At 58.3% G+C, this 20,002-nt stretch carries 17 protein-coding genes and 3 pseudogenes; 10 read left to right on the forward strand and 10 right to left on the reverse strand.

Annotated features, from left to right (window positions below; all coding sequences use genetic code 11):
- The first annotated feature begins 1 nt into the window (after nt 1).
- Nucleotides 2-2,548 (forward strand): efflux RND transporter permease subunit, encoded by a 2,547-nt coding sequence (locus ACA079_RS13435; RefSeq protein ID WP_497703874.1) that lies wholly within the window; start codon nt 2-4, stop codon nt 2,546-2,548.
- Nucleotides 2,549-2,772: 224 nt separating this feature from the next.
- Entirely contained in the window at nt 2,773-3,246 is a 474-nt protein-coding gene (locus ACA079_RS13440) for a GNAT family N-acetyltransferase (RefSeq protein WP_497703875.1), read from the forward strand.
- A gap of 4 nt (nt 3,247-3,250) precedes the next feature.
- On the opposite strand, the gene ACA079_RS13445 is transcribed toward ACA079_RS13440, so the two are convergent.
- Nucleotides 3,251-3,676, reverse strand: coding sequence for a hypothetical protein (locus tag ACA079_RS13445; protein ID WP_497703876.1), 426 nt, complete (start codon nt 3,674-3,676; stop codon nt 3,251-3,253).
- Nucleotides 3,677-3,875: 199 nt separating this feature from the next.
- Between ACA079_RS13445 and ACA079_RS13450 the strand changes: the two genes are divergently transcribed.
- Genes ACA079_RS13450 through ACA079_RS13460 form a run of 3 tightly spaced genes read left to right on the forward strand, consistent with a single transcriptional unit; the run spans nt 3,876 to nt 5,412 of the window.
- Entirely contained in the window at nt 3,876-4,247 is a 372-nt protein-coding gene (locus ACA079_RS13450) for a PH domain-containing protein (RefSeq protein WP_046049313.1), read from the forward strand.
- Between the two features lie 36 nt (nt 4,248-4,283).
- Nucleotides 4,284-4,949: a DUF2268 domain-containing putative Zn-dependent protease gene (locus ACA079_RS13455; protein WP_497703877.1), complete on the forward strand. Its 666-nt coding sequence runs from the start codon at nt 4,284-4,286 to the stop codon at nt 4,947-4,949.
- A gap of 40 nt (nt 4,950-4,989) precedes the next feature.
- Nucleotides 4,990-5,412: an HD domain-containing protein gene (locus tag ACA079_RS13460; protein ID WP_497703878.1), complete on the forward strand. Its 423-nt coding sequence runs from the start codon at nt 4,990-4,992 to the stop codon at nt 5,410-5,412.
- Nucleotides 5,413-5,705: 293 nt separating this feature from the next.
- On the opposite strand, the gene ACA079_RS13465 is transcribed toward ACA079_RS13460, so the two are convergent.
- The 3 genes from ACA079_RS13465 to ACA079_RS13475 form a co-directional block, all read right to left on the reverse strand.
- Nucleotides 5,706-7,382, reverse strand: coding sequence for an MFS transporter (locus ACA079_RS13465; RefSeq protein WP_497703879.1), 1,677 nt, complete (start codon nt 7,380-7,382; stop codon nt 5,706-5,708).
- Between the two features lie 245 nt (nt 7,383-7,627).
- On the reverse strand, nt 7,628-9,811 hold the full coding sequence (gene speF, locus ACA079_RS13470) for an ornithine decarboxylase SpeF (RefSeq protein WP_497703880.1): 2,184 nt from the start codon (nt 9,809-9,811) through the stop codon (nt 7,628-7,630).
- A gap of 137 nt (nt 9,812-9,948) precedes the next feature.
- The gene (locus ACA079_RS13475) at nt 9,949-10,836 is read right to left on the reverse strand and encodes a serine hydrolase domain-containing protein (protein WP_497703881.1); all 888 of its coding nucleotides are present in this window, start codon (nt 10,834-10,836) and stop codon (nt 9,949-9,951) included.
- A gap of 297 nt (nt 10,837-11,133) precedes the next feature.
- Here ACA079_RS13475 and ACA079_RS13480 point away from each other — a divergent pair, with 297 nt between their 5' ends.
- Nucleotides 11,134-11,922, forward strand: coding sequence for a DeoR/GlpR family DNA-binding transcription regulator (locus tag ACA079_RS13480; protein ID WP_497703882.1), 789 nt, complete (start codon nt 11,134-11,136; stop codon nt 11,920-11,922).
- 10 nt (nt 11,923-11,932) lie between these two features.
- Here the strand turns inward: ACA079_RS13480 and ACA079_RS13485 are convergent.
- A pseudogene (locus tag ACA079_RS13485) lies at nt 11,933-12,031 on the reverse strand (MoaD/ThiS family protein); the annotation flags it as partial.
- 2 nt (nt 12,032-12,033) lie between these two features.
- On the opposite strand from ACA079_RS13485, the pseudogene ACA079_RS13490 reads away from it, so the two are divergent.
- Nucleotides 12,034-12,252 (forward strand): annotated as a pseudogene (locus tag ACA079_RS13490) (molybdopterin molybdenumtransferase MoeA); the annotation flags it as partial.
- A gap of 182 nt (nt 12,253-12,434) precedes the next feature.
- On the opposite strand, the gene ACA079_RS13495 reads toward ACA079_RS13490, so the two are convergent.
- Together ACA079_RS13495 and moaA are read right to left on the reverse strand one after the other, a co-directional pair.
- The gene (locus ACA079_RS13495; protein WP_497703883.1) at nt 12,435-13,334 is read right to left on the reverse strand and encodes a bestrophin family protein; all 900 of its coding nucleotides are present in this window, start codon (nt 13,332-13,334) and stop codon (nt 12,435-12,437) included.
- A 5-nt stretch (nt 13,335-13,339) separates the two neighbouring features.
- Nucleotides 13,340-14,338, reverse strand: a complete 999-nt coding sequence (gene moaA, locus ACA079_RS13500) for a GTP 3',8-cyclase MoaA (RefSeq protein WP_497703884.1) — start codon at nt 14,336-14,338, stop codon at nt 13,340-13,342.
- A 391-nt stretch (nt 14,339-14,729) separates the two neighbouring features.
- Between moaA and ACA079_RS13505 the strand changes: the two are divergent.
- Both ACA079_RS13505 and ACA079_RS13510 read left to right on the forward strand, forming a co-directional pair.
- Nucleotides 14,730-14,957, forward strand: a pseudogene (locus tag ACA079_RS13505) (cytochrome ubiquinol oxidase subunit I); the annotation flags it as partial.
- Nucleotides 14,958-14,989: 32 nt separating this feature from the next.
- Nucleotides 14,990-15,145 carry a DUF2474 domain-containing protein gene (locus ACA079_RS13510; protein ID WP_497703885.1) on the forward strand — a complete coding sequence of 52 codons (156 nt, stop codon included), beginning with the start codon at nt 14,990-14,992 and terminating at the stop codon, nt 15,143-15,145.
- A 71-nt stretch (nt 15,146-15,216) separates the two neighbouring features.
- On the opposite strand, the gene ACA079_RS13515 is transcribed toward ACA079_RS13510, so the two are convergent.
- On the reverse strand, nt 15,217-16,068 hold the full coding sequence (locus ACA079_RS13515; protein ID WP_497703886.1) for a CAP domain-containing protein: 852 nt from the start codon (nt 16,066-16,068) through the stop codon (nt 15,217-15,219).
- 175 nt (nt 16,069-16,243) lie between these two features.
- Between ACA079_RS13515 and ACA079_RS13520 the strand changes: the two genes are divergently transcribed.
- Nucleotides 16,244-16,864: a cell wall hydrolase gene (locus tag ACA079_RS13520; RefSeq protein ID WP_497703887.1), complete on the forward strand. Its 621-nt coding sequence runs from the start codon at nt 16,244-16,246 to the stop codon at nt 16,862-16,864.
- A 132-nt stretch (nt 16,865-16,996) separates the two neighbouring features.
- Here ACA079_RS13520 and ahr read toward each other — a convergent pair whose 3' ends face one another.
- Both ahr and ACA079_RS13530 read right to left on the reverse strand, forming a co-directional pair.
- Complete coding sequence (ahr, locus tag ACA079_RS13525) at nt 16,997-18,028, reverse strand: NADPH-dependent aldehyde reductase Ahr (RefSeq protein ID WP_497703888.1); 1,032 nt, start codon at nt 18,026-18,028, stop codon at nt 16,997-16,999.
- Nucleotides 18,029-18,176: 148 nt separating this feature from the next.
- Nucleotides 18,177-19,835 carry an arylsulfatase gene (locus ACA079_RS13530; RefSeq protein WP_497703889.1) on the reverse strand — a complete coding sequence of 553 codons (1,659 nt, stop codon included), beginning with the start codon at nt 19,833-19,835 and terminating at the stop codon, nt 18,177-18,179.
- Nucleotides 19,836-20,002 lie beyond the last annotated feature (167 nt).

Raw genomic sequence — 20,002 nt, forward strand, 5'->3', positions numbered from 1 at the left:
CATGGCCATTACCAAGCAAGACAACATGCCGGTGATCCGCGATCTGCATGGCTTTGATCGGCGCTCCGGCAACCTGCTGGAACGGCTGGTGTTCAACTACCGCCCGCTGTTCATTGTGCTCATGACGCTGGCTACCCTGGTGTTGGGTTACATGGCGGCGACCCGTCTGGAATTGCGCCCAAGCTTCGAAAAAATGATTCCGCAGAGTCAGCCGTACATTCAGAATTTCCTGGAAAACCGCGCGTCGCTGCGCGGTCTGGGCAACTCGGTACGGGTGGTGGTGGAAAACACCCAAGGCGACATTTTTGACCCCGACTATCTGAATGTGCTCAAGCAAGTCAACGACGAACTGTTCCTCACCGAAGGGATTGATCGCGCCTGGATGAAGTCGCTGTGGACGCCGGCCGTGCGCTGGACCGAAGTCACCGAAGAGGGCTTTCAGGGCGGCCCGGTAATGCCCGACAGTTACCAGGGCTCACCCTCCGACATCGAACAGTTGCGGCAGAACATCACCCGCGCCGGCATCGTCGGCAGCCTGGTCGCCAGCGATTTCAAGTCGAGCATGCTGATCGTGCCGCTGCTGGACAAAGCCTCGGCCACTGGCCAGAGCATTAATTACCATCAATTTTCGCGGATGCTCGAAGAGCAGTTGCGCGACAAGATCGAATTCGCCGGTGACAGCGCGGCACGTAAGGCCGGGGAGGAGGGCAAGGGCCACTACAAGGTTCGGGTGATCGGCTTTGCCAAGCTGATCGGCGACCTGATCGATGGCTTGATTCAGGTGATGATGTTCTTCGGCCTGGCCGTGGTCACTTCGCTGGTCATCATTTATGCCTACACCCGTTGTGTGCGCAGCACGTTGCTGGTGGTCGGCTGTTCGCTGATTGCGGTGGTCTGGCAACTGGGTATCGTCGCCTGGCTGGGTTATGCCATCGACCCTTACTCAGTCCTGGTGCCGTTCCTGATCTTTGCCATTGGCGTGTCCCACGCGGCGCAGAAGATGAACGGCATCATGCAGGACATCGCCCGTGGCACCCATAAACAGGTGGCCGCACGCTACACCTTCCGCCGCCTGTTTATCGCCGGGGTTACCGCACTGCTGGCCGATGCGGTGGGCTTTGCCGTGTTGATGCTGATCGACATTCCGGTGATCCAGGACCTGGCGATCACCGCCAGTATCGGTGTGGCGGTGCTGATCTTCACGTCGTTGCTGCTCATGCCGGTGGCGCTGTCCTACATCGGCGTCGGTGCCAAGGCTGCCGAACGTGCGCTGAAAATCGACACGCGGGCGAGTGCGCATAAAGGCTTCGGCAAACTGTGGGACAGGCTGGATCGCTTCACCACACCGAAGTGGGCCACCGGCGCCGTAGTGGTCGCAGCGTTGCTGGGGATCGGTGGTTTTGCGGTCAGCCTGCATCTGAAAATCGGCGACCTCGACAGCGGTGCCCCGGAGTTGCGTGCGGACTCGCGCTACAACCGTGACAACGCTTACATCACCCAGCATTACGCGCTGTCCAGCGACCTGTTCGCCGTGATGATCAAGACGCCAGCGGAAGGCTGTCTGAACTACCAGACACTGATCCTTGCCGACCGCCTGGCCTGGGAGCTACAGCAATATCCCGGGGTTCAGGCCACGGCATCGTTGGTCAATGCGGTACGGCAGATCACCGCGGGGTCTTACGAGGGCAATCCCAAGCTCAACAGCATCCAGCGCAACCAGAACGTACTGAACTACGCCGCGCAACAAGCCTCGGTCAATTCCCCGGAATTGTTCAACACTGATTGTTCGCTGATGCCGGTGATTGCTTTCCTCAAGGATCACAAAGCCGAGACCCTCGACGCCGTGGTGGCCATCGCCGACAAGTTCGCCCGGGAAAACAGCACCGATGATCGCCAGTTTCTGCTGGCCGCCGGTACCGCCGGCATCGAGGCGGCGACCAACATTGTGGTGCGCGAGGCCAATCGCACCATGCTGCTTTACGTCTATGCGGCGGTGACACTGTTTTGCCTGATCACCTTCCGCAGCTGGCGCGCCACTTTGGTGGCCCTGCTGCCGCTGATACTGACCTCCATCCTTTGCGAGGCCTTGATGGTGGTCATGGGGATCGGCGTGAAGGTGGCAACGCTGCCAGTGATTGCTTTGGGCGTCGGTATCGGCGTGGATTACGCGTTGTACTTGCTCAGCGTTCAATTGCAGTACCAGCGTCAGGGCCAGTCCTTGATGCAAGCCTATCGCAATGCCGTGTCGTTCACCGGGAGAGTGGTCGGCCTGGTGGGTATTACCCTCGCGGCCGGCGTGGTGTGCTGGGTCTGGTCGCCGATCAAGTTCCAGGCGGACATGGGCATTCTGCTGACCTTCATGTTCCTGTGGAACATGTTGGGCGCGTTGATACTGATTCCGGCGCTGTCGCATTTTCTGTTGCGCACTCATCACGTCCTCGGCAAGAAAGCCGAAGAGATGGAGCTTGATGTTTGTGGCGCAGAGGAAATGCAAGGTGTTGAGCCATGCGCTTCTGGACGGCGTGGCAAGGGCAGGGTGCCAGTTTAGTGATGCAGGCGTCATTGCGCTTGAAGATTGACAAGCCAATCCTCCAACAACACTATCTGCCCATGACCTACACACCTCGCACGTACATGATGTACTCCTCCATGACCGCTTCCGGCGGGCCATGAGGTCATGCGTGCTTAGAACCTGACGTATTCACCAAGGCCCCGCCAGAAATGGACGGGGCTTTTTAGTTCTCCGTCCACCGATGGCTAACGGAGATTGCAATGTTAGAGATCAAACGAGCCCATCACGGCGATTGCCGGACGGCATTCGACATTCGCCGTCAAGCGATACGGCATCAGTGCATCGGCGCCTATACCCGGCAGCAAATGGACGTCTGGACGGCAGGGGCCGCCGAGGACGGATATTGTGACCTGATGGAAAAACACTTTTATCTGGGGTGTATTCAGGGAGAGCCTGTGGCGACAGGCATGCTTGATCTGGAGAGGCGTGAAATCGGCGCGATCTTTGTCTTGCCTGGCTTTATGCAGCGGGGCATTGGCCAGCGCATTCTGGATTACCTTGAGTGCCTGGCGCGGGATCTGGGGCTGGAGGAAGTTAATCTGGACGCTACGTTGAACGCCGTTCACTTCTACCGGCGATGCGGTTTCGTCGGTGAGCAGACGGCTATTTACCATTCGCCTTCCGGTCTGCAACTCGCTTGCATTCCGATGGTGAAGGCGCTTTTGCGTTCTTGAGTGGCTACTGCGCTTTCCAGTGACCTCCACCCGACTCGCAATCAATTTTCGCCTGACTCAAATGCTCAGCGCCGTAGTAATACGTAGTGACCTTCGCATTGTTCGGAATATTCAGCGATGTGCTGCTCTTGTCCTTACTGGTGGAGTGAGGATTGGCCAGCGATTCTTGCGTCAACGTGGCGATGCAAGTGGCCTGAGAATGATCGGCGCACTGTTCGACTTTTTTCTTGGTGCTGGTCAGCATGTCTTTGCTCTCGTTGCTGCATGACCAATCAATGGAGCTCACTGGCATGCCTTCGTACTCATAGCAGCTATGCGTTTCGATCACCGGCACGGAAGGGCTTTGGGAGCGGGTCAGCACGTCACAGCCTTCAGCCATGACCAGGGTGGGACTCAGGCTGGCAAGCAGAAACAGCAGTCTACTGTTCATCGGGATTTCCTCTCCAATGGCGCCTTGTTTGATCAAAGATCAGCGCTGATAGGGTTTCGAAAACGCGATGAGGCGTGGGGTTCCATTGGTTTTTCAGATCCGCTATGGGAGGGGGCGCAAAAAGCGCAGGCCCGATGGTATGCTCGCCGCGCCACGCGCTGGCAATCCAGGGAACACTCTTTAAGGAAGGGGATGGCGGATGATCGATTTCAACAACAAAGGCTTTTTCAAACTCAAGCAAAACAACGAGTACGCGGAGCGAGTCACCGCGTTGCTGCTGGACGGCGAGCAGGTCATTGATGCCTATAAATCCATGCGCGACGGCGTGGTGTTTACCAACAAACGAATCATCGCGGTGAACGTGCAAGGCATCACCGGCAGCAAAAAAGACTTCACTTCGTTGCCTTACAAAAACATCGTCGCTTACTCCGTGGAAACCTCGGGCACCTTCGACCTGGATTCTGAGCTGGAAATCTACTTCTCGGCGCTGGGCAGAGTGAAGTTTGAATTCACCGGGAGGACGTCGATGGTCGAGATTTCCAAACTCATCTCACAGCATCTGTTGGGCTGAGTTTTTAGGTTTCGTGACAGTTTTTCAGAGGTAACAATGGACGCATGGACGCTGCATTGGCTGGAAGCCTCGGGGAGCCTTGCCGACCTTCGCTCCGATTTGACCGGCGAATTTGACGCTGCTTACAAGACGATCTCCCGTTTGATTCCGCCTCCGCGACTTGATGTGTTGATTCAGCGGCTCCCTGGCGAGACCATTCCTGAAATGGGCCTCGTGGGGCGAGCTTATCGAAGCACAATGTTCACGATGACCATCGACCCGGACAACCCGAATTTGTTGCCAAGCCTGCGCACGGGCACGCTGCATCGACAAATCGTCCATGAGGTCCATCATTGCTTGCGCATGGCGGGGCCTGGCTACGGCTGGACGTTAGGTGAAGCCTTGGTCAGCGAGGGACTTGCCGGACAGTTTGTCCGGCATTTGCTCGGCAACGACCCAGAGCCTTGGGAGTGTGCCGTTACCGGCGCCGATCTGCTTCGCTCACCGGTCGACCTGAAGACCCTTGAGTCCAAGCACTACAATCACAGCGAGTGGTTTTTCGGTTTTGGTGCTCACCCGAAATGGCTTGGCTATACGCTCGGTTATCAGATGGTGGGGCGCTGGCTTGCGTCAGTGGGCGAAATCGATGCTGCAACCTGGATCAACGTGCCTGCACAAGATATTGTCGCCTCAGCGCTTGAGGAAGGCATTGTGTCGGCCTAGCCCAACGATCGCTAAGGCATTCAAGCCTGGGAGCTTCGAGATGACTCAAACACTGGAACGCGCCATTGCCATCGCCGCCACCGCGCACGAGGGGCAGGTCGACAAGGGCGGTAGCCCTTACATCCTGCATCCGTTGAAAGTCATGTTGCGGGTCACGACGCTGGAAGAGCGCATCGTTGCGGTGCTGCATGACGTGGTCGAAGATTGCGGCATCAGCCTTGATGACCTGCGCAAGGAAGGCTTCAGTGAAGCCGTTCTGACGGCCATCGAGTCGGTGACCAAAGTGCCGGGTGAGTCCTATGAAGCCTTCGTCGAACGCGCGGCGCAGAACCCGATAGGCCGGGTGGTGAAACTGGCGGATCTGGAAGAGAACAGCGACTTGTCGCGGATCGCGCAGCCGTCGTGGGAAGACCTGGAGCGCGTTGAAAAGTATCGGCGTGCGATTGGCGTGTTGCGTTCCTGACAAGCCATTTCCATTGCGCCTAGCACTGTGTAGCAGCTGGCGAAGCCTGCGTTCGGCTGCGAAGCAGTCGTAAAACCTAAGTGCGAGGTTTGTCTGAAACACCGCATCGTCTGATTTCACGACTGCTACGCAGCCGAACGCAGGCTTCGCCAGCTGCTACACAGTACGAGTTGCGTTACTGCGCAATAACATCAGTGCGCGGGGAAGAAACCCCGACGCAATGTGGATGAGCGTCGGCCGTTTGATCGTCTCTGGATTGCCCTCTCCCTCGCAGGAGAGGGCAGGTGCCAGCCTTAGGTGTGATGAATTTCCCGATCCTTGGTTTCCGGCAGGAAGAACGTGCCAAGAATGGCTGTCATCACGGCGATGACAATCGGGTACCAGAGCCCGTAGTAGATATCACCCGTGGCCGCGACCATGGCAAACGCCACCGTGGGCAGAAAGCCGCCGAACCAGCCGTTGCCGATGTGGTAGGGCAGCGACATCGAGGTGTAGCGGATGCGCGCCGGGAACAGCTCCACCAGCCAGGCGGCGATCGGGCCGTAGACCATGGTCACGTAGATCACCAGGATGGTCAGGAGCAGCAGCACCATCGGGTAGTTGGTCTTGGCCGGGTCGGCCTTCTCGGGGTAGCCGGCGTCCTTGAGCGCGGTGCCGAGGGTGACGACGAAGGCGTCGTTCTTGGCCTTGAAGTCGGCAGCCGGCATGCCGGTGCCCTCGAAGCTCTGGATCACCTTGTCGCCGATGCGTACTTGCGCAACGGTGCCCGGCTCGGCCTTCACGTTTTTATAGGGGATGGCCCGCTTTGCCAGCACGGTCTTGGCGAGGTCGCAGGAGCTGTTGAATTTGGCCTTGCCCACCGGGTCGAACTGGAACGAGCACTGGTCGGGATCGGCGACCACCGTGACCGGGTTCTTCTCCTGCGCGATGAACACGTCGGGGTTACCGTATTGGGTCAACGCATGGAAGATCGGGAAGTAGGTCACTGCCGCCAGGATACAGCCGGCCATGATGATCCCTTTGCGGCCGATACGGTCGGACAGGCTGCCGAATATGACGAAGAACGGCGTGCCGATCAGCAGAGAGCCGGCAATCAGCAAGTTGGCGGTCTGTGCTTCGATCTTCAGCGTCTGCAGCAGGAAGAACAGTGCATAGAACTGTCCGGTGTACCAGACGACGGCCTGGCCGGCAGTACCGCCGAGCAGGGCCATGATCACGATTTTGAGGTTGTCCCAGCGGGCGAAGGATTCGGTCAGCGGCGCCTTGGAGGACTTGCCTTCGGCTTTCATCTTCAAGAACACCGGCGACTCGCTGAGTTGCAAGCGGATGTACACCGAGACGATCAGCAGCAGGATCGACAGCAGGAACGGAATCCGCCAGCCCCACGCCTCGAAAGCTTCGGTGCCGAGGACCGTGCGGCAGGCGAGGATCACCAGCAGAGAGAGGAACAGGCCGAGGGTCGCAGTGGTCTGGATCCAGGAAGTGAAGTAGCCACGTTTGCCTTTCGGTGCATGCTCGGCGACGTAGGTCGCCGCGCCGCCGTACTCACCGCCCAGGGCCAGGCCTTGCAGCAGGCGCAGGCTGATCAGGATGATCGGTGCGGCCACGCCGATGGTCGCGTAGCCGGGCAAAAAGCCCACCACGGCGGTGGAGACACCCATGATCACAATGGTGATGAGAAAGGTGTGCTTGCGCCCGATCATGTCACCCAGTCGGCCGAACACGATGGCGCCGAAGGGGCGTACCGCGAAACCCGCGGCGAACGCGAGCAGCGCGAAGATGAAGGACGTTGTCTCATTGACGCCGGCGAAGAAGTGCTTGGCAATGATCGCAGCGAGAGACCCATAAAGGTAGAAGTCGTACCACTCGAACACGGTGCCCAGGGACGAGGCGAAAATGACCTTGCGCTCCTCCTTGGTGATCCCGTGGTGGGGCGCGCTGCCCGTGGAAGTGTTGTCGATTGCGGCCATGAGTCTTCTCCGTCGTTCTTGTTGTAGGCCGGAGTACCTCACTACCTTTTTTGCCGCACCCAGGCCCTGGGGCTGATGTCGTCGGATTACGGATTGCGCGAAGCATGCACACAGGCTGACGGCCTCGCATCGCTGCAAGGTTTCCTGAAGCATAATCGGCTTCGCGCAGATATCCACTCGCCATCACGCTCAACCCCGGGCTGACACGCTGTTTAATGGTAATCAGCGCTGAGCGGTGTGAAGACTCACGTCTTGATCACGTACCCATAGGCTCGAATGCGACCCCCTTCCTGTTTCAAATACACGCCTTGGAGTTCCGGGGTGAAGCCAGGCAGTGAGTTGATACCTTCCTCCAGCGCCAGGAAGTATTTGAGCACCGCCCCACCCCATATTTCCCCGGGCACCACGCAGAGCACGCCGGGCGGATAGGGAAGGGCCCCTTCGGCAGCGATGCGACCCTCCGCGTCCGCCAGCGCCACCAGTTCGACGTTGCCGCGGATGAATTCGAACTGCGCTGCTTGCGGGTTCATGGCCTTTTTCGGGAAGTGTTCCTTGCGGAACATTGCCTTCTGCAATTGCTGGACGTTGTGGGTGCGGTAGAGGTCGTGCATCTCCTGGCAGAGTTGGCGAATGGTGTAGTTGCGATAGCGCTCCTGGTGCTGCGCATAGATGGCCGGCAACACCCGGCTCATTGGCGCGTCATCACTGATGAAGCGTTCAAAGCGCGCGATCTGTGCGGCGAGATGAGTCATCTTCGCCCAGTCTTCGGCAGGGGTGAGCAGGAACAGAATCGAGTTCAGGTCGCACTTTTCCGGAACGATGCCATTCTCGCGCAGGAAGTTGGCGAGGATGCCGGCATGGATACCGAAGTCGGTGTAACTGCCATCGACCGGGTCGATGCCGGGCGTGGTGAATAGCAACTTGCAGGGATCAATGAAGTATTGCTTGTCGGCGTAACCGCTGAAGGCATGCCAGCGATCTTTCGGATGGAATTCGAAAAACCGGATGTCGTTGGCAATGTCCTCAGTCGGATGGTCCTGCCAGGGGCGACCGTCAATGGTGTCCGGCACGAAGGGGCGGACCATGGTGCACGCTTCCAGAATCAACTTGCGCGCGTCGATGCCGAACTTCACACAGTCTTCCCACAGGCGCAGGCCACTGCGGCCGGCATGGATGCGCGCGTTCACATCCAGTGAGGCGAACAGCGGGTAAAACGGGCTGGTAGAGGCTTGGGCCATGAAGGCGTTATTCAGCCGTGCATGGTTGCAATAACGGGCCTGGCCTTTGATATGGCGATCTTTCTTGTGGATCTGCGACGCCTGGGAAAACCCCGCCTGCTGTTTGTGCACCGATTGAGTGACAAAGATCCCAGGGTCGTTCTCATGCAGATCAAGCAGCAAAGGCGAACAGTCCTTCATCATCGGGATGAACTGTTCGTAGCCCACCCACGCCGAGTCAAACAGGATGTAGTCGCACAGTTTGCCGATGCGATCGACGACTTGTCTGGCGTTGTAGATGGTGCCGTCATAGGTGCCCAGTTGAATGATCGCCAGGCGAAACGGCCGCGGCAGTTGGGCCTTGTCCGGTGCGACTTCGCTGATGAGTTCGCGCAGGTAATCTTCTTCGAAACAATGGGCGTCAATCCCGCCGATGAACCCATAAGGGTTGCGCGCGGTTTCCAGATAAACCGGGGTCGCGCCCGCCTGGATCAACGCACCTTGGTGATTGGACTTGTGGTTGTTGCGGTCGAACAGCACCAGGTCGCCAGGCGTGAGCAGCGCATTGGTGACTACCTTGTTGGAGGCCGATGTGCCATTGAGTACGAAGTAGGTCTTGTCGGCGTTGAACACCTGCGCCGCGTGTTTTTGCGCCAGAAGTGCCGGGCCTTCGTGGATCAGCAAATCGCCGAGCTTGACGTCGGCGTTGCACATGTCGGCGCGAAACAGGGTCTCGCCGAAGAAGTCGAAGAACTGCCGGCCAGCCGGGTGTTTGCGGAAAAACTGGCCGCCCTGGTGGCCAGGGCAGGCGAACGTAGCGTTGGCCGATTCGGTGTAGTGCTTGAGCGCGTCGAAGAACGGCGGCAGGAGACTTTCTTCATAGGCTTTTGCCGCGGTCTCCAATTGGTTGCCATGGTATTCGGCGTTGTTGCGCGAGGGGTCAAAAATGCCATTCACCTGTAGCAGTACGTCCTGCAGGTGCTTGTAGACGTCCCGGGCGCGGTTGCCGGAACCGGGAGAGGCGACGAGGAAAATGGGGATGTCGAAACCGGTACGTTGCAGGGCGTCCAGGGCGCCCGCCATCACATCCTCCACAGAGAACACCGCAACCGCGACATCGGTGTAGTCGGTTTGATTGAGCGGAATCACTTCTCGGGAGGTCTGGAAACAATCGAACGCGGAATCACTGGCGGCTATTTTCAGGGCTTTCATGCGGGGAATCTCCTAGCGGACAGTCACTTGTCGGCTTTTTTTCAAGAGATCAATTTAGCGAGGGAGCCTTCAAGGTTCCCTGATCCAAATCATGTCGCCACTGGTTATAGACCATGTTGGGAAGGGTTACGGCTTTTCTACCGGATTTTGCCAAGGACTGCCGACAGGCGTTCGACCACTTCCGCTTCGGCAAACCCTTCGTTGGCGCCTTCATGAAAGACCGCGCAACTCGCCGCGTTTTCGCCATCAACGCAGCGATAGACCGCGACTACGCTGCCTGGGCCGGCGCCGCTGTGCCCGCTCAACGTCAGATCGCCCATGATCAAACCCTGCATCAGTCCTAGGCCGTAGCCCGGCGAAATCCACGGGCGACCGGGAATCGGGCCGCCGAGGACACGTGCTGTTTGCATCGCTTGCTGCAGTGCGTTTGGCAGAAGGTTGCCGGCCAGCAGACCGTCCAGACAAAGGGCGGCTTCTTCAAGTGGGCCAACCAGCAAGCCGTGATAGACCCAGCCGGGGTCGTAGGATGGCGCGCTTCCCATGTTCACGCCCTGTAGATCGGCTCGCGTTTTGGCGAGGCGTACGCGGGTTAAACCGAGGGGGGTGAACACGCGCTCGGCCAGCGCCTCTTCAAGCGTGCGCCCGGTCACGCGTTCAATCAGTCGCACGACATACAGATAGCCGACGTTTGAATAGCGCCAACCGCCCCCGGGTGCGTAGCGCAACCGGCTGGCATCAAGGCGTTGCAGCATGTCATCAGCCGACCAGGGCGTCTCATGGCGGGCTACGGCGTTGTGGTAGTCGGCGAGCTCGCCATAATCCGCCAGCCCGGCCTCGTGTCGCAGCAGTTGGCGCAGCGTGAAGGGGCCCTCAGCAACGGTGTCGTCCAGGTTGATCAACCCGTCACGCACCAGTGACAGCGCGGCAGCAGCGAGCACGGTTTTGGTAAAGCTCCACCAGGGCACCGTTGTATCCAGCCTTTCAGGCGTGACGAGAGCGCCGTTCGATACAAGGGAACACAGCATGAGTTGACTCTGGATGGAGGAGGGAGCGAATGGCCCTTGGTTTCTGCTGATCAGGCGTGACCCAACGCAATCGCGAACGAGACCACGATCATGCAGGCAAAGGCAAAGTTTAGATTCATGAAGTTTTCATCCAAAACATTTGTGATGGCGCCATCTTGAACAAGTCACAAACAAATAAAAAATTCGGCTTCATGATTTGAATCATCGAAACAATTGATAGCCGGCTGGTTTGTGTTTATCCCGCGATGTGGCTAGTCTCGCATAAACACGCAATTACACGCAAAAGCGGGCAAAAACATGCACGACTCACACTCGGCCGCCGAACTCCCTCATCTGCGCCGGCAAAAAATCCTGTTGATTCTCGAGCGTGACGGCAAGGTCATGGCTAGTGAGCTGAGTCAGCATTTCGCGGTGTCCGAAGACACCATTCGCCGTGATCTGGCGGAACTGGCCACCGCCGGGCTGGTGCAGCGGGTGCACGGCGGGGCACTGCCGCGTCCCAAGGACACCGGCAAGGATTATTTCACCCGCGTCAGCGAAACCGATGAGGTGAAAACACACCTGGCGCAACTCGCCGCACGCCAGGTGCACAACGGCCAGATTGTGATTTTCGATTCGGGGAGCACGACGCTGCAAATCGCCCGATCGCTACCTTCGGACATTTCCATTACGGCCGTCACCGCCTCGCCGATGATCGCGATCACCCTGGCTGAATACAAAGGCATCACAGTGATTCTGGCCGGCGGGCAACTCAATCCGGCGACCATGTCGGCCAGCGGACATGAAACCCTGCGACTGATCGAGGGCATCAAGGCTGATCTGCTGTTCACCGGCGTCTGTGCGATTCACCCGGAGGTCGGCATCAGCTCCCTGCATTTCGACGAGGTGCCGGTCAAACAGGCGATGCTCGCCAGCGCCTCCCATGTCGTTGCCGTCACCACCGCCGACAAGCTGGGAGCGGTGGAACCGTTCGTGGTCGCGCCGTGTCAGCGCATTCATACCCTGATCACCGAGCGTCATGTGGCGTCGGGCAATGTCGAGGACTATCAAAAACTCGGGATCGAAGTGGTGCAGGTGGAGGCGTGACCATCATGCTTCAGCCCCCGGTCACCGGCGGGAAAAAGGCGATCTCGTCAAAGTCCTCGATCGCCTGATCCGGATGGCACAGCTCCTGGTTCAGGGCACACATCAAGTTGCTTCCCGATCAGCGTCGGTTTTGCCTGGCCCAAATCGGGCAGCCGCCGGGAGTACCTCAGGGCCCAGTTAGAGGCGGGGCGGGCGGTGCTTTATCCGAACCAGAGTTCCGGCGTGTTGCTGGGCGCCTCATGGGCGGATGGACTGGTAGAGATTCCAGAGGGCTGCACGCTGGAAGTCGGCAATACGGCGCGGTTCATTCCCTTCAGCGAACTGCTCTAAACCAAACCGTAACGCAGTCTCGTAGCAGCTGGCGAAGCCTGCGCTCGGCTGCGCAGCAGTCGTGAAACCTGAGCATGAGGTAGCCCTGAAGGACCGCATTGCCTGATTTCACGACTGCTGCGCAGCCGAACGCAGGCTTCGCCAGCTGCTACAGGGGTGTGTTGCCGCTGAAATGACTTCTATCAGCTCAGCACATAATCCACTGGTTCCAGCTGCGGTGGCAGTTGCGTTACGCCCAGTGCTGCCAGCACATCCCGTTCGACGCTGCGCACCAGTGCATCAGTGGGCAGGTCGTTTTCATCGCGACCGAACGGGTCTTCCAACTCATCGCCAATCGCATCCAGACCGAAAAAGGTATAGCTGACAATCGCCGTGAAAATCGGTGTCAGCCAGCCCAGTGGCTCGGCCATCGCGAAGGGCAGCAAAATGCAGAACAGGTAGATGGTTCTGTGCAGCAACAAGGTGTAGGGGAAGGGCAGCGGCGTGTGTTTGATCCGTTCACAGATCGCTTGCACCTGGGTCAGGCGGGTCAAATGGTTGGCCATGAGCGTATAGCGCCATTCATTGATCGTGCCTGACTCGGCGAGCGCCGAACACTGTTGACCGATCTGCAGCAGAATCCCCCCGCTGATATCCGCCGCGTTGTCCTTGGGTATCGGGTTCAGCCATTCACCACTGGCCGCCAGTTCGTTTTCTTTGCGCAGTTTTGCATTGAGCGCATGGGCGAAGCCGCAGAGGTTGCTGAGGATATTGTGTCGCTCGTTCGCGTCCTTGATGACCTGGGTTTCGCGCACCATCGAGCGAATGTCCACCAACATGTCGCCCCAGGCTTTACGCGCTTCATACCAGCGGTCGTAGCAGGCGTTGTTGCGAAAGCTCATGAAGATCGACAACGACAAACCCAGCAGGGTGAAGGGCGTTGCACTGACCTTGGAAAAATAGCTCGGGTGCAAGGTTTCGATGAGCACGATGGCCGAAGCGAGCAGCGTTACCAGAAGGCTGCGCCAGGCAATTCGTTTGGCGATCGAGCCCTTGAGTGAAGTCAGGACGCCGATCAGATTGGGTTTGGGTCTAACGATCATGGGGTTCAGCCGCCTGTCATGTTCATGAAGCGAACCACCTGGACATCGTCGTTCACTTCGAAATTGTGCCGATAGGGTTTGAGCTTCATCGCCTCGATGATGGCTTTTTCCAGGCGCTCGGGATGGCCGGGATGGCTGCGCAACACGGCCTTGAGGTCGACGGAGTGCTCATTGCCCAGGCACAGCAGCAGACGACCTTCCACCGTCAACCGAACCCGATTGCAGGTGCCACAAAAGTTGTGGCTGTGGGGGGAAATGAACCCCAGACGAATCTGCGGTGCCTCGGCCAGGCGCCAGTAGCGCGAAGGGCCTTGGGTCGACTCGGCGGACTCGATCAAAGTGTAGCGTTCAGCGATCCGTTCACGTACCTGGCTGCTTGCGTAAAACGACTCCGCGCGGCTGTGTTCATGGATGGTGCCCAGCGGCATTTCTTCGATGAAAGAAATGTCGAGGTTTCGGTCGATGGCAAAACTCACCAGATCGTTGATCTCATGGTCGTTACGACCCTTCATCACCACGCAGTTGAGTTTGGTATTGCGAAATCCTGCGGCGTTGGCCGCGTCGATGCCTTTGATGACTTGCGCCAGATCACCGGTGCGCGTCAGTTCACGAAAGCGTTGCGGGTCCAGGCTGTCGAGGCTGATGTTGAGCCGTTTGACCCCGGCCTCGAACAAGGGATCGGCGAGCTTGCCCAGCTGCGAGCCATTGGTGGTCATGCACAGTTCGCGCAGGCCGGGCAGGGCGGCGATCTTTTCGCACAGTTGCACCACGCCCGGACGGATCAGCGGTTCGCCGCCCGTGAGGCGGATCTTGCGGGTGCCCAACACCACGAAACTCTCGGCCAGTTGATAGATTTCTTCCAGGGTCAGTACCCGTTGGCGTGGCAGAAACTGCATGTCTTCAGCCATGCAATACACGCAACGGAAGTCGCAACGGTCGGTGACAGACATCCGCAGATAGTCCACACGTCTGGAGAACCCATCGATCAAGACTCGCTCTGACATGACATCCTCGCCTGCATCCGTGAAATGAGTATTCCGCTATTAACGGAGTTGTTGAGTGCAGACTAAGAGCAACATTAGAGGGCGTCCAATCACTATTAATGACCGGGTGATCGACAGGGTCGATGAAGGATTTATTTAAATGATAAAAGTTGTTTTGTGTATGCATAACTAGCGGATATATAAAGAAAAAAGCTCATGATAGATGTCTTCGATAATGCAGTCATAAATAGCGATTAGAAAATAATTTAACCCCGTTAATATTCTTTCTCCGTCAATCGGACAAAGACCTGAATCAGGTCAAAGCCTGTGTGCATTGTCACGGAGAATTACCATGTCTCAAGTCGACCGTTACAAACCCTACAAAGGCGCCGCCGCCGGTTGGGGCGCGCTGAAACAAGTGCGCAAGATGCTGTGGATGGCGTTGTGGATGGCGTTGATCGTCTGCCCGATTCAGACGGTGGTGGGTGGCGCTCTCGGGTTGAATACCCTGGAGCATCAACCGGCGAAAATCGCGGCCATTGAAGGGTATTGGGAAAACAACAATGACGAACCGACGCCGCTGGTGCTGTTCGGTATCCCCGACATGCAGGCCGAGAAAACCCGTTACGCCCTGGAGCTACTACGTGTTCCGCGGCAAAGTGAGGATCGGTGATGGCTACCATTAAATCGCGTCAACCTGAACCCGCGCGCTGGTACCGGCGCCTCGGGTGGCTTGTGGTGATCTGGCTGGGCAGTGTGCTGGCGTTGGGTGTTGTGGCGGGGGCATTGCGATTGTTGATGCATGCGGCCGGGATGAGTACCCACTGACGATCGCTGAAAAAAAGAAACCCGGAGCCCCATGACAGGGCTCCGGGTTTTTTCTATGGGGCGTCCCGAACTTACTGAGCCCCGAACATCGCCGTCCAGTAAATCCCCGGATCACTCTTCGGATCAACCGCATAGGCGGCGCCCAACTCCCGGTAATTCGGGTTCATCAGGTTCGCGCAGTGACCAGCGCTGGACACCCAGCCATCGACCACCTTGCGCACGGTGTCTTGGCCGGCAGCGATGGTCTCGCCGACCTGCCCGCCGCTGTAGCCTGCCAGCTCTGCCCGATCACCCGGCATGCGGCCATCGCGGTCCTTGTGATCGAAGTAATTGTTGTTGGCCATCGACCGGGCGTGCTCCTCGGCCGCCGTCGCGAGTGCGGCGTTCCAGGCCAGTGGCGTGGCGGCGGCAAAGGATTGCGTGCCGCACTGGCGCGGCTGACTGCGTGCGATGTTGAGTTCGGCCAGCAGTTTCTGACCTTCGGCCTGCCAGTCGCCCAGGCGAGCGCTCAACAGTGGACGTGCCAGCACGATGCGCCACTCACGGTCCTGGCGGCTGACGCCAACATCGACGAATTGCGGGTCCAGAACGATCTGGCAAAAACTCTCCTGAATGGCTTTCATCGCCGATGGCGCATCACGCGGCCCGGACAGGCTGATCGCCTGTACATTCTTCATCGGATAACCCGCGCTGGCCATTGCCTGCTGCAGATTGCCGACGCTGTTGGCGTTCAACGCCAGCCGTGGGTCGCCGGCCAGCGGTGGCAGTTCCTGCGAGACCTGACCCGCGCAGCGCTGCACCTGGCTGCGGTAGAGGTTGATCGAATCAATCAGTTGTTTCTCGTCGACCGCCAACGCGTTCACGGCGAACAACATCCCCAGTGACAACGTGGCAAGACGCATAGCAGATGATTTGAAGCGCATGGAAATCCCCTTGAGCTGACTGCGCCCATGATGCGCGATTTCACCCCCGCGAGCGCAATGACTTTTCACGCCCGAAGACAGTTTTTTTGTCCGTCTGCTGGAATGAATTTTGGCAACTACAATCAAGCAAAGTCGCCAGTGCGGCGTGCTCCCGGTTCCGTCCGAAGGGTCGATCATGCGAGTTATCTGGATAGCCATCTGCTTCGCAATAACCCTTCTCGCCGGCCAGGCCATCGCGTCTGAACAGGAGCAAAAAAAGGAAGTGGCTGAGGACAAGGCCGAGGTCCTTGAGCAGAAAGCCGCGGAGAAGGGCACCGATGTGCCGGTGCCCAGGTCCGAAACCATCACGACATCCGAGGCTCAGGCGGTCGATCCGGCCGGTCAGTCGCCCATGGACGATGCAATCACCTGTCTGGCCCGCTCCATCTATTGGGAATCCAAAGGAAAATCGTCCGCCGACATGGAAGCCGTCGCCAGCGTCGTCATGAACCGCCTGGGCCATGAGGGCTTTCCGGACACGGTATGCGCCGTGGTCAAGCAGGGTTCTGAAACCAAGAATTGTCAGTTTTCGTGGTGGTGTGACGGCCGCTCGGATCAGGTCCAGGAAGAAACCCAATACGCGATTGCCAAGGAAATCGCGCGCAAGGCGCTCAACAAGCAACTGAAAGACCGAACCCACGGCGCGATGTATTTCCACGACCGGAATGTGAAACCCGTTTGGGCCAGGAAATACATCAAGACCACCGAGACTTCGATGTTTCTGTTTTATAAACCGCGTGGTGGGTCGGCGAAGTAGGGGGGCGTTTTTTGCCAGCGCCGTTCAAGTAGCAAAGGCTGCAACCTTGTTCCCAACCTCGAGCCGGTGAAGGGGGCTGCTGTAATAGCGGCAAATGAAGGCGCGTGCGGCGTTACCCGACGCGCCGGTCGGTCATTTGCTGGCGTCCAGCACGACGCGGTAACGCGCCTTGCCACTGCGTAGATGGTCGATGGCTTCGTTGACCCGGCTCATGGGAAAGTGCTCGACCTGCGGCAGGATCTGATGCCGTGCGCAGAATTCCAGCATGGTCGCCGTGGTACCGGGCGAGCCGACCGGCGAGGCAGACAAGCTCTTTTGTTGGGGGATCAGGTCGAACACGTGCACTGGAATTGCGGTGGGCACTACGCCAACAAAATGCAGACGCCCCTTGCCGCGCAGGGTTCCAAGCATGGCCGGCCAGTCAAGGTCGGCGTTGGCGGTGACCAAGAGAAAATCCAGTGTGCCGGCAATGGATTTCAGCGCATCGCTGTCGGTCGAGGCGACTACGTTGTGCGCACCCAGGCGTCTGGCTTCGTCCTGTTTGCTCAACGACGAGGTAAAGGCCGTGACTTCGCAGCCCCAGGCGTTAAGGAAGCGCAGTGCCAGATGACCGAGGCCGCCGATGCCCACCACACCGACCCGGTCAGTGGGCTTGACGTCGAATTCCATCAGCGGGTTGAACACCGTCGAGCCGGCGCAGAACAGTGGCCCGGCCATGGCCGGGTCAAGTCCGCCCGGTATTGGAAGGGCCCAGGCCCAGTGCGAACGCAGGCGGTCGGCGAAGCCGCCGTTGCTGCCGATGATGGTGGGCTGGACTGTGCCGCATAGATGGTGGGCGCCGCCGATACACGAGGAGCAATGCATGCAACTGCCCTTGTACCAACCAATGCCCACCCGTTGTCCCACTACGAGGCCGCGTACCTGCGCGCCCACTCGCACAATATTGCCGACCACCTCGTGGCCGGGGATAAAGGGGTATTGGCTAATGCCCCAATCGTTATCGATCAGCGACTGGTCGGAGTGGCAGACGCCGCAATATTCCACGGCGATTTCCACTTCCTCGTCCCCCAATGGACCGGGATCGTAGCTATAGCGCTCCAGTGGAGCGCCGGCCGCCGTTGCGGCCCAGCCGGTGAAGGTCGTGAGTTCGGTGCTATCGCTCATTGGGTACCTCCAGATCAGGAGACAGGTATTGGCAACTCAGGTGTCGCAGCGGAGCCAGGAAAATGTAGCGTATCGCTTGCCGTCGTCTCGGATACCGAAATCCTGGGGGCAACACATACAGCGATGTGCGCAAGTCACTGCAAAAGTACTAATTACCGGCGGGCATCGGCAGGTGAATCCCCTCCTTCTGCAATTCTTCTCGAATCGACTGGAATTTCTGGTATTTGGACAGTTCGATCGGCCCGTCATAGGTCATGCTTTGCATCTTGCGTGGAGGGTATTTGATATAGGTCTGCATGAGCTTGTTGATTGCCTGACTGATGGGAACCATCGTCCAGGTGCGCTCGGTGACGTTGCTCATGAAGATGTCGTAACGCTCCTGAGGATCTTGTAGCAAATCGAAGACCTGCGGCACCGTTGCCACGTATTTTGTGGCACCTTTCCAGCCCAGGTTGGTGTCCACGGCCAAGCCACCAGTTTGGGCACCATCGTCGCCGCGCAGGTTGAAGACGGCTTTGAAGTTGCCAACACGGGCAGCGCCGGGCGACAGCTCGTTCTCGGTAAAGTAGAACCACTCTTTACGCGGATCAGGGCCGGTTCCGAGTATTACGGGGGTCATGTCGTAACTGTCGAAATAAATGGGCTGACCCTCGCGATCTTTCTCAGGCAGCTTTATTCCGGCAACCGAGGCGAATGTGGCCATCAGATCGAGGCCGCCGAGGATGTCGTGGTTTTTCGCATTGGGTTTGATTTTGCCTGGCCAGGCCATGATCGCCGGAACCCGGTTACCACCTTCACGTACTGTGCCTTTGGTGCCACGGAATGGCGTGTAACCGGCATCCGGGTACACGTCCTGCCAGGCGCCGTTGTCCGTGGTGTAAACCACCAAGGTGTTTTTATCCATCCCCAGTGCCTTGAGCCTGGCCATGATGCGGCCAATGCGGGCATCGAGTTCAACCACCGAGTCGGCGTACTTGGACTTGGAGATCGACTTATGGACGAACTCCGGTGCCGGCATGTTCGGCTGGTGCACTTTCATGAAATTGATATTAATAAAGAATGGCTTGTCCGATTTGGAGGCCGTGTCGAGGAATTCGAGTGCAGCTTTCTCGACATAACTGTCAAAGAAAGGAATCCCGACCACGCCTGGCTTGCCATCGACCACCGGCGTATCAACATACTGACCATTGATCTTGAACTCTTCGACAGGCTTTTCGCCGGCCTTACCCGAAAGCGCGCCTTTGGTTACCTGGGCGAACATTGCACGGGTGTCCGGATCCATGTCGGGGAACCACTCCGGATCGGCGTAGGTGTAGGCATTGAGGTGATAGAGGCCGACGTATTTCATGACGTCGTAACCTTGGGCATTGGGCATTGCATAGTCGGCTTCGCCCAAGTGCCACTTGCCGGTGAAATAGGTTTCATAACCACCGGTCTTGAGCATCGAGGCCAGCGTCCATTCCGCCGCTGGCAAACCGCCGCCTTGGCCCTGGAAAGCCACGGTTGTCATGCCGCTGCGGTTGGGGATGCGCCCGGTTTGCATGGCAGCCCGGCCCGGTGTGCAGCTGGGTTGGGCATAGAATGAGTAAAAGGTTGTACCTTCTGCGGCCAGTTCATCAATGCTGGGTGTCGGCATGCCTCGACCGACACCTCCACCGTAAGGCCCCAGGTCACCGTAGCCAGTGTCATCGGAGACGATAAACAGGATGTTGGGCTTTTCTGTTTGTGCGGCTTGGGCAAGACTATTGAGCGCTATCAGTAATGAGCAAGCAATGTAAAACCTGGTGCGATGCGGGAGCCGTTTCATGGTGGCGTTCCTTATCGAGAGACGATCCTTGTTGCTGCTACTCAAACATCAAGTACGCAACGACCAGGATCCCGGTGAGTACCACCCCCCAGACCATGCCAATGGACAGTTCAAGGGGGTCAACTAACCCAGCGATAGGACTGTTACTACTCAAGGCGCCTGCAAAA

It is taken from the genome of Pseudomonas sp. LBUM1645, from assembly GCF_059716185.1.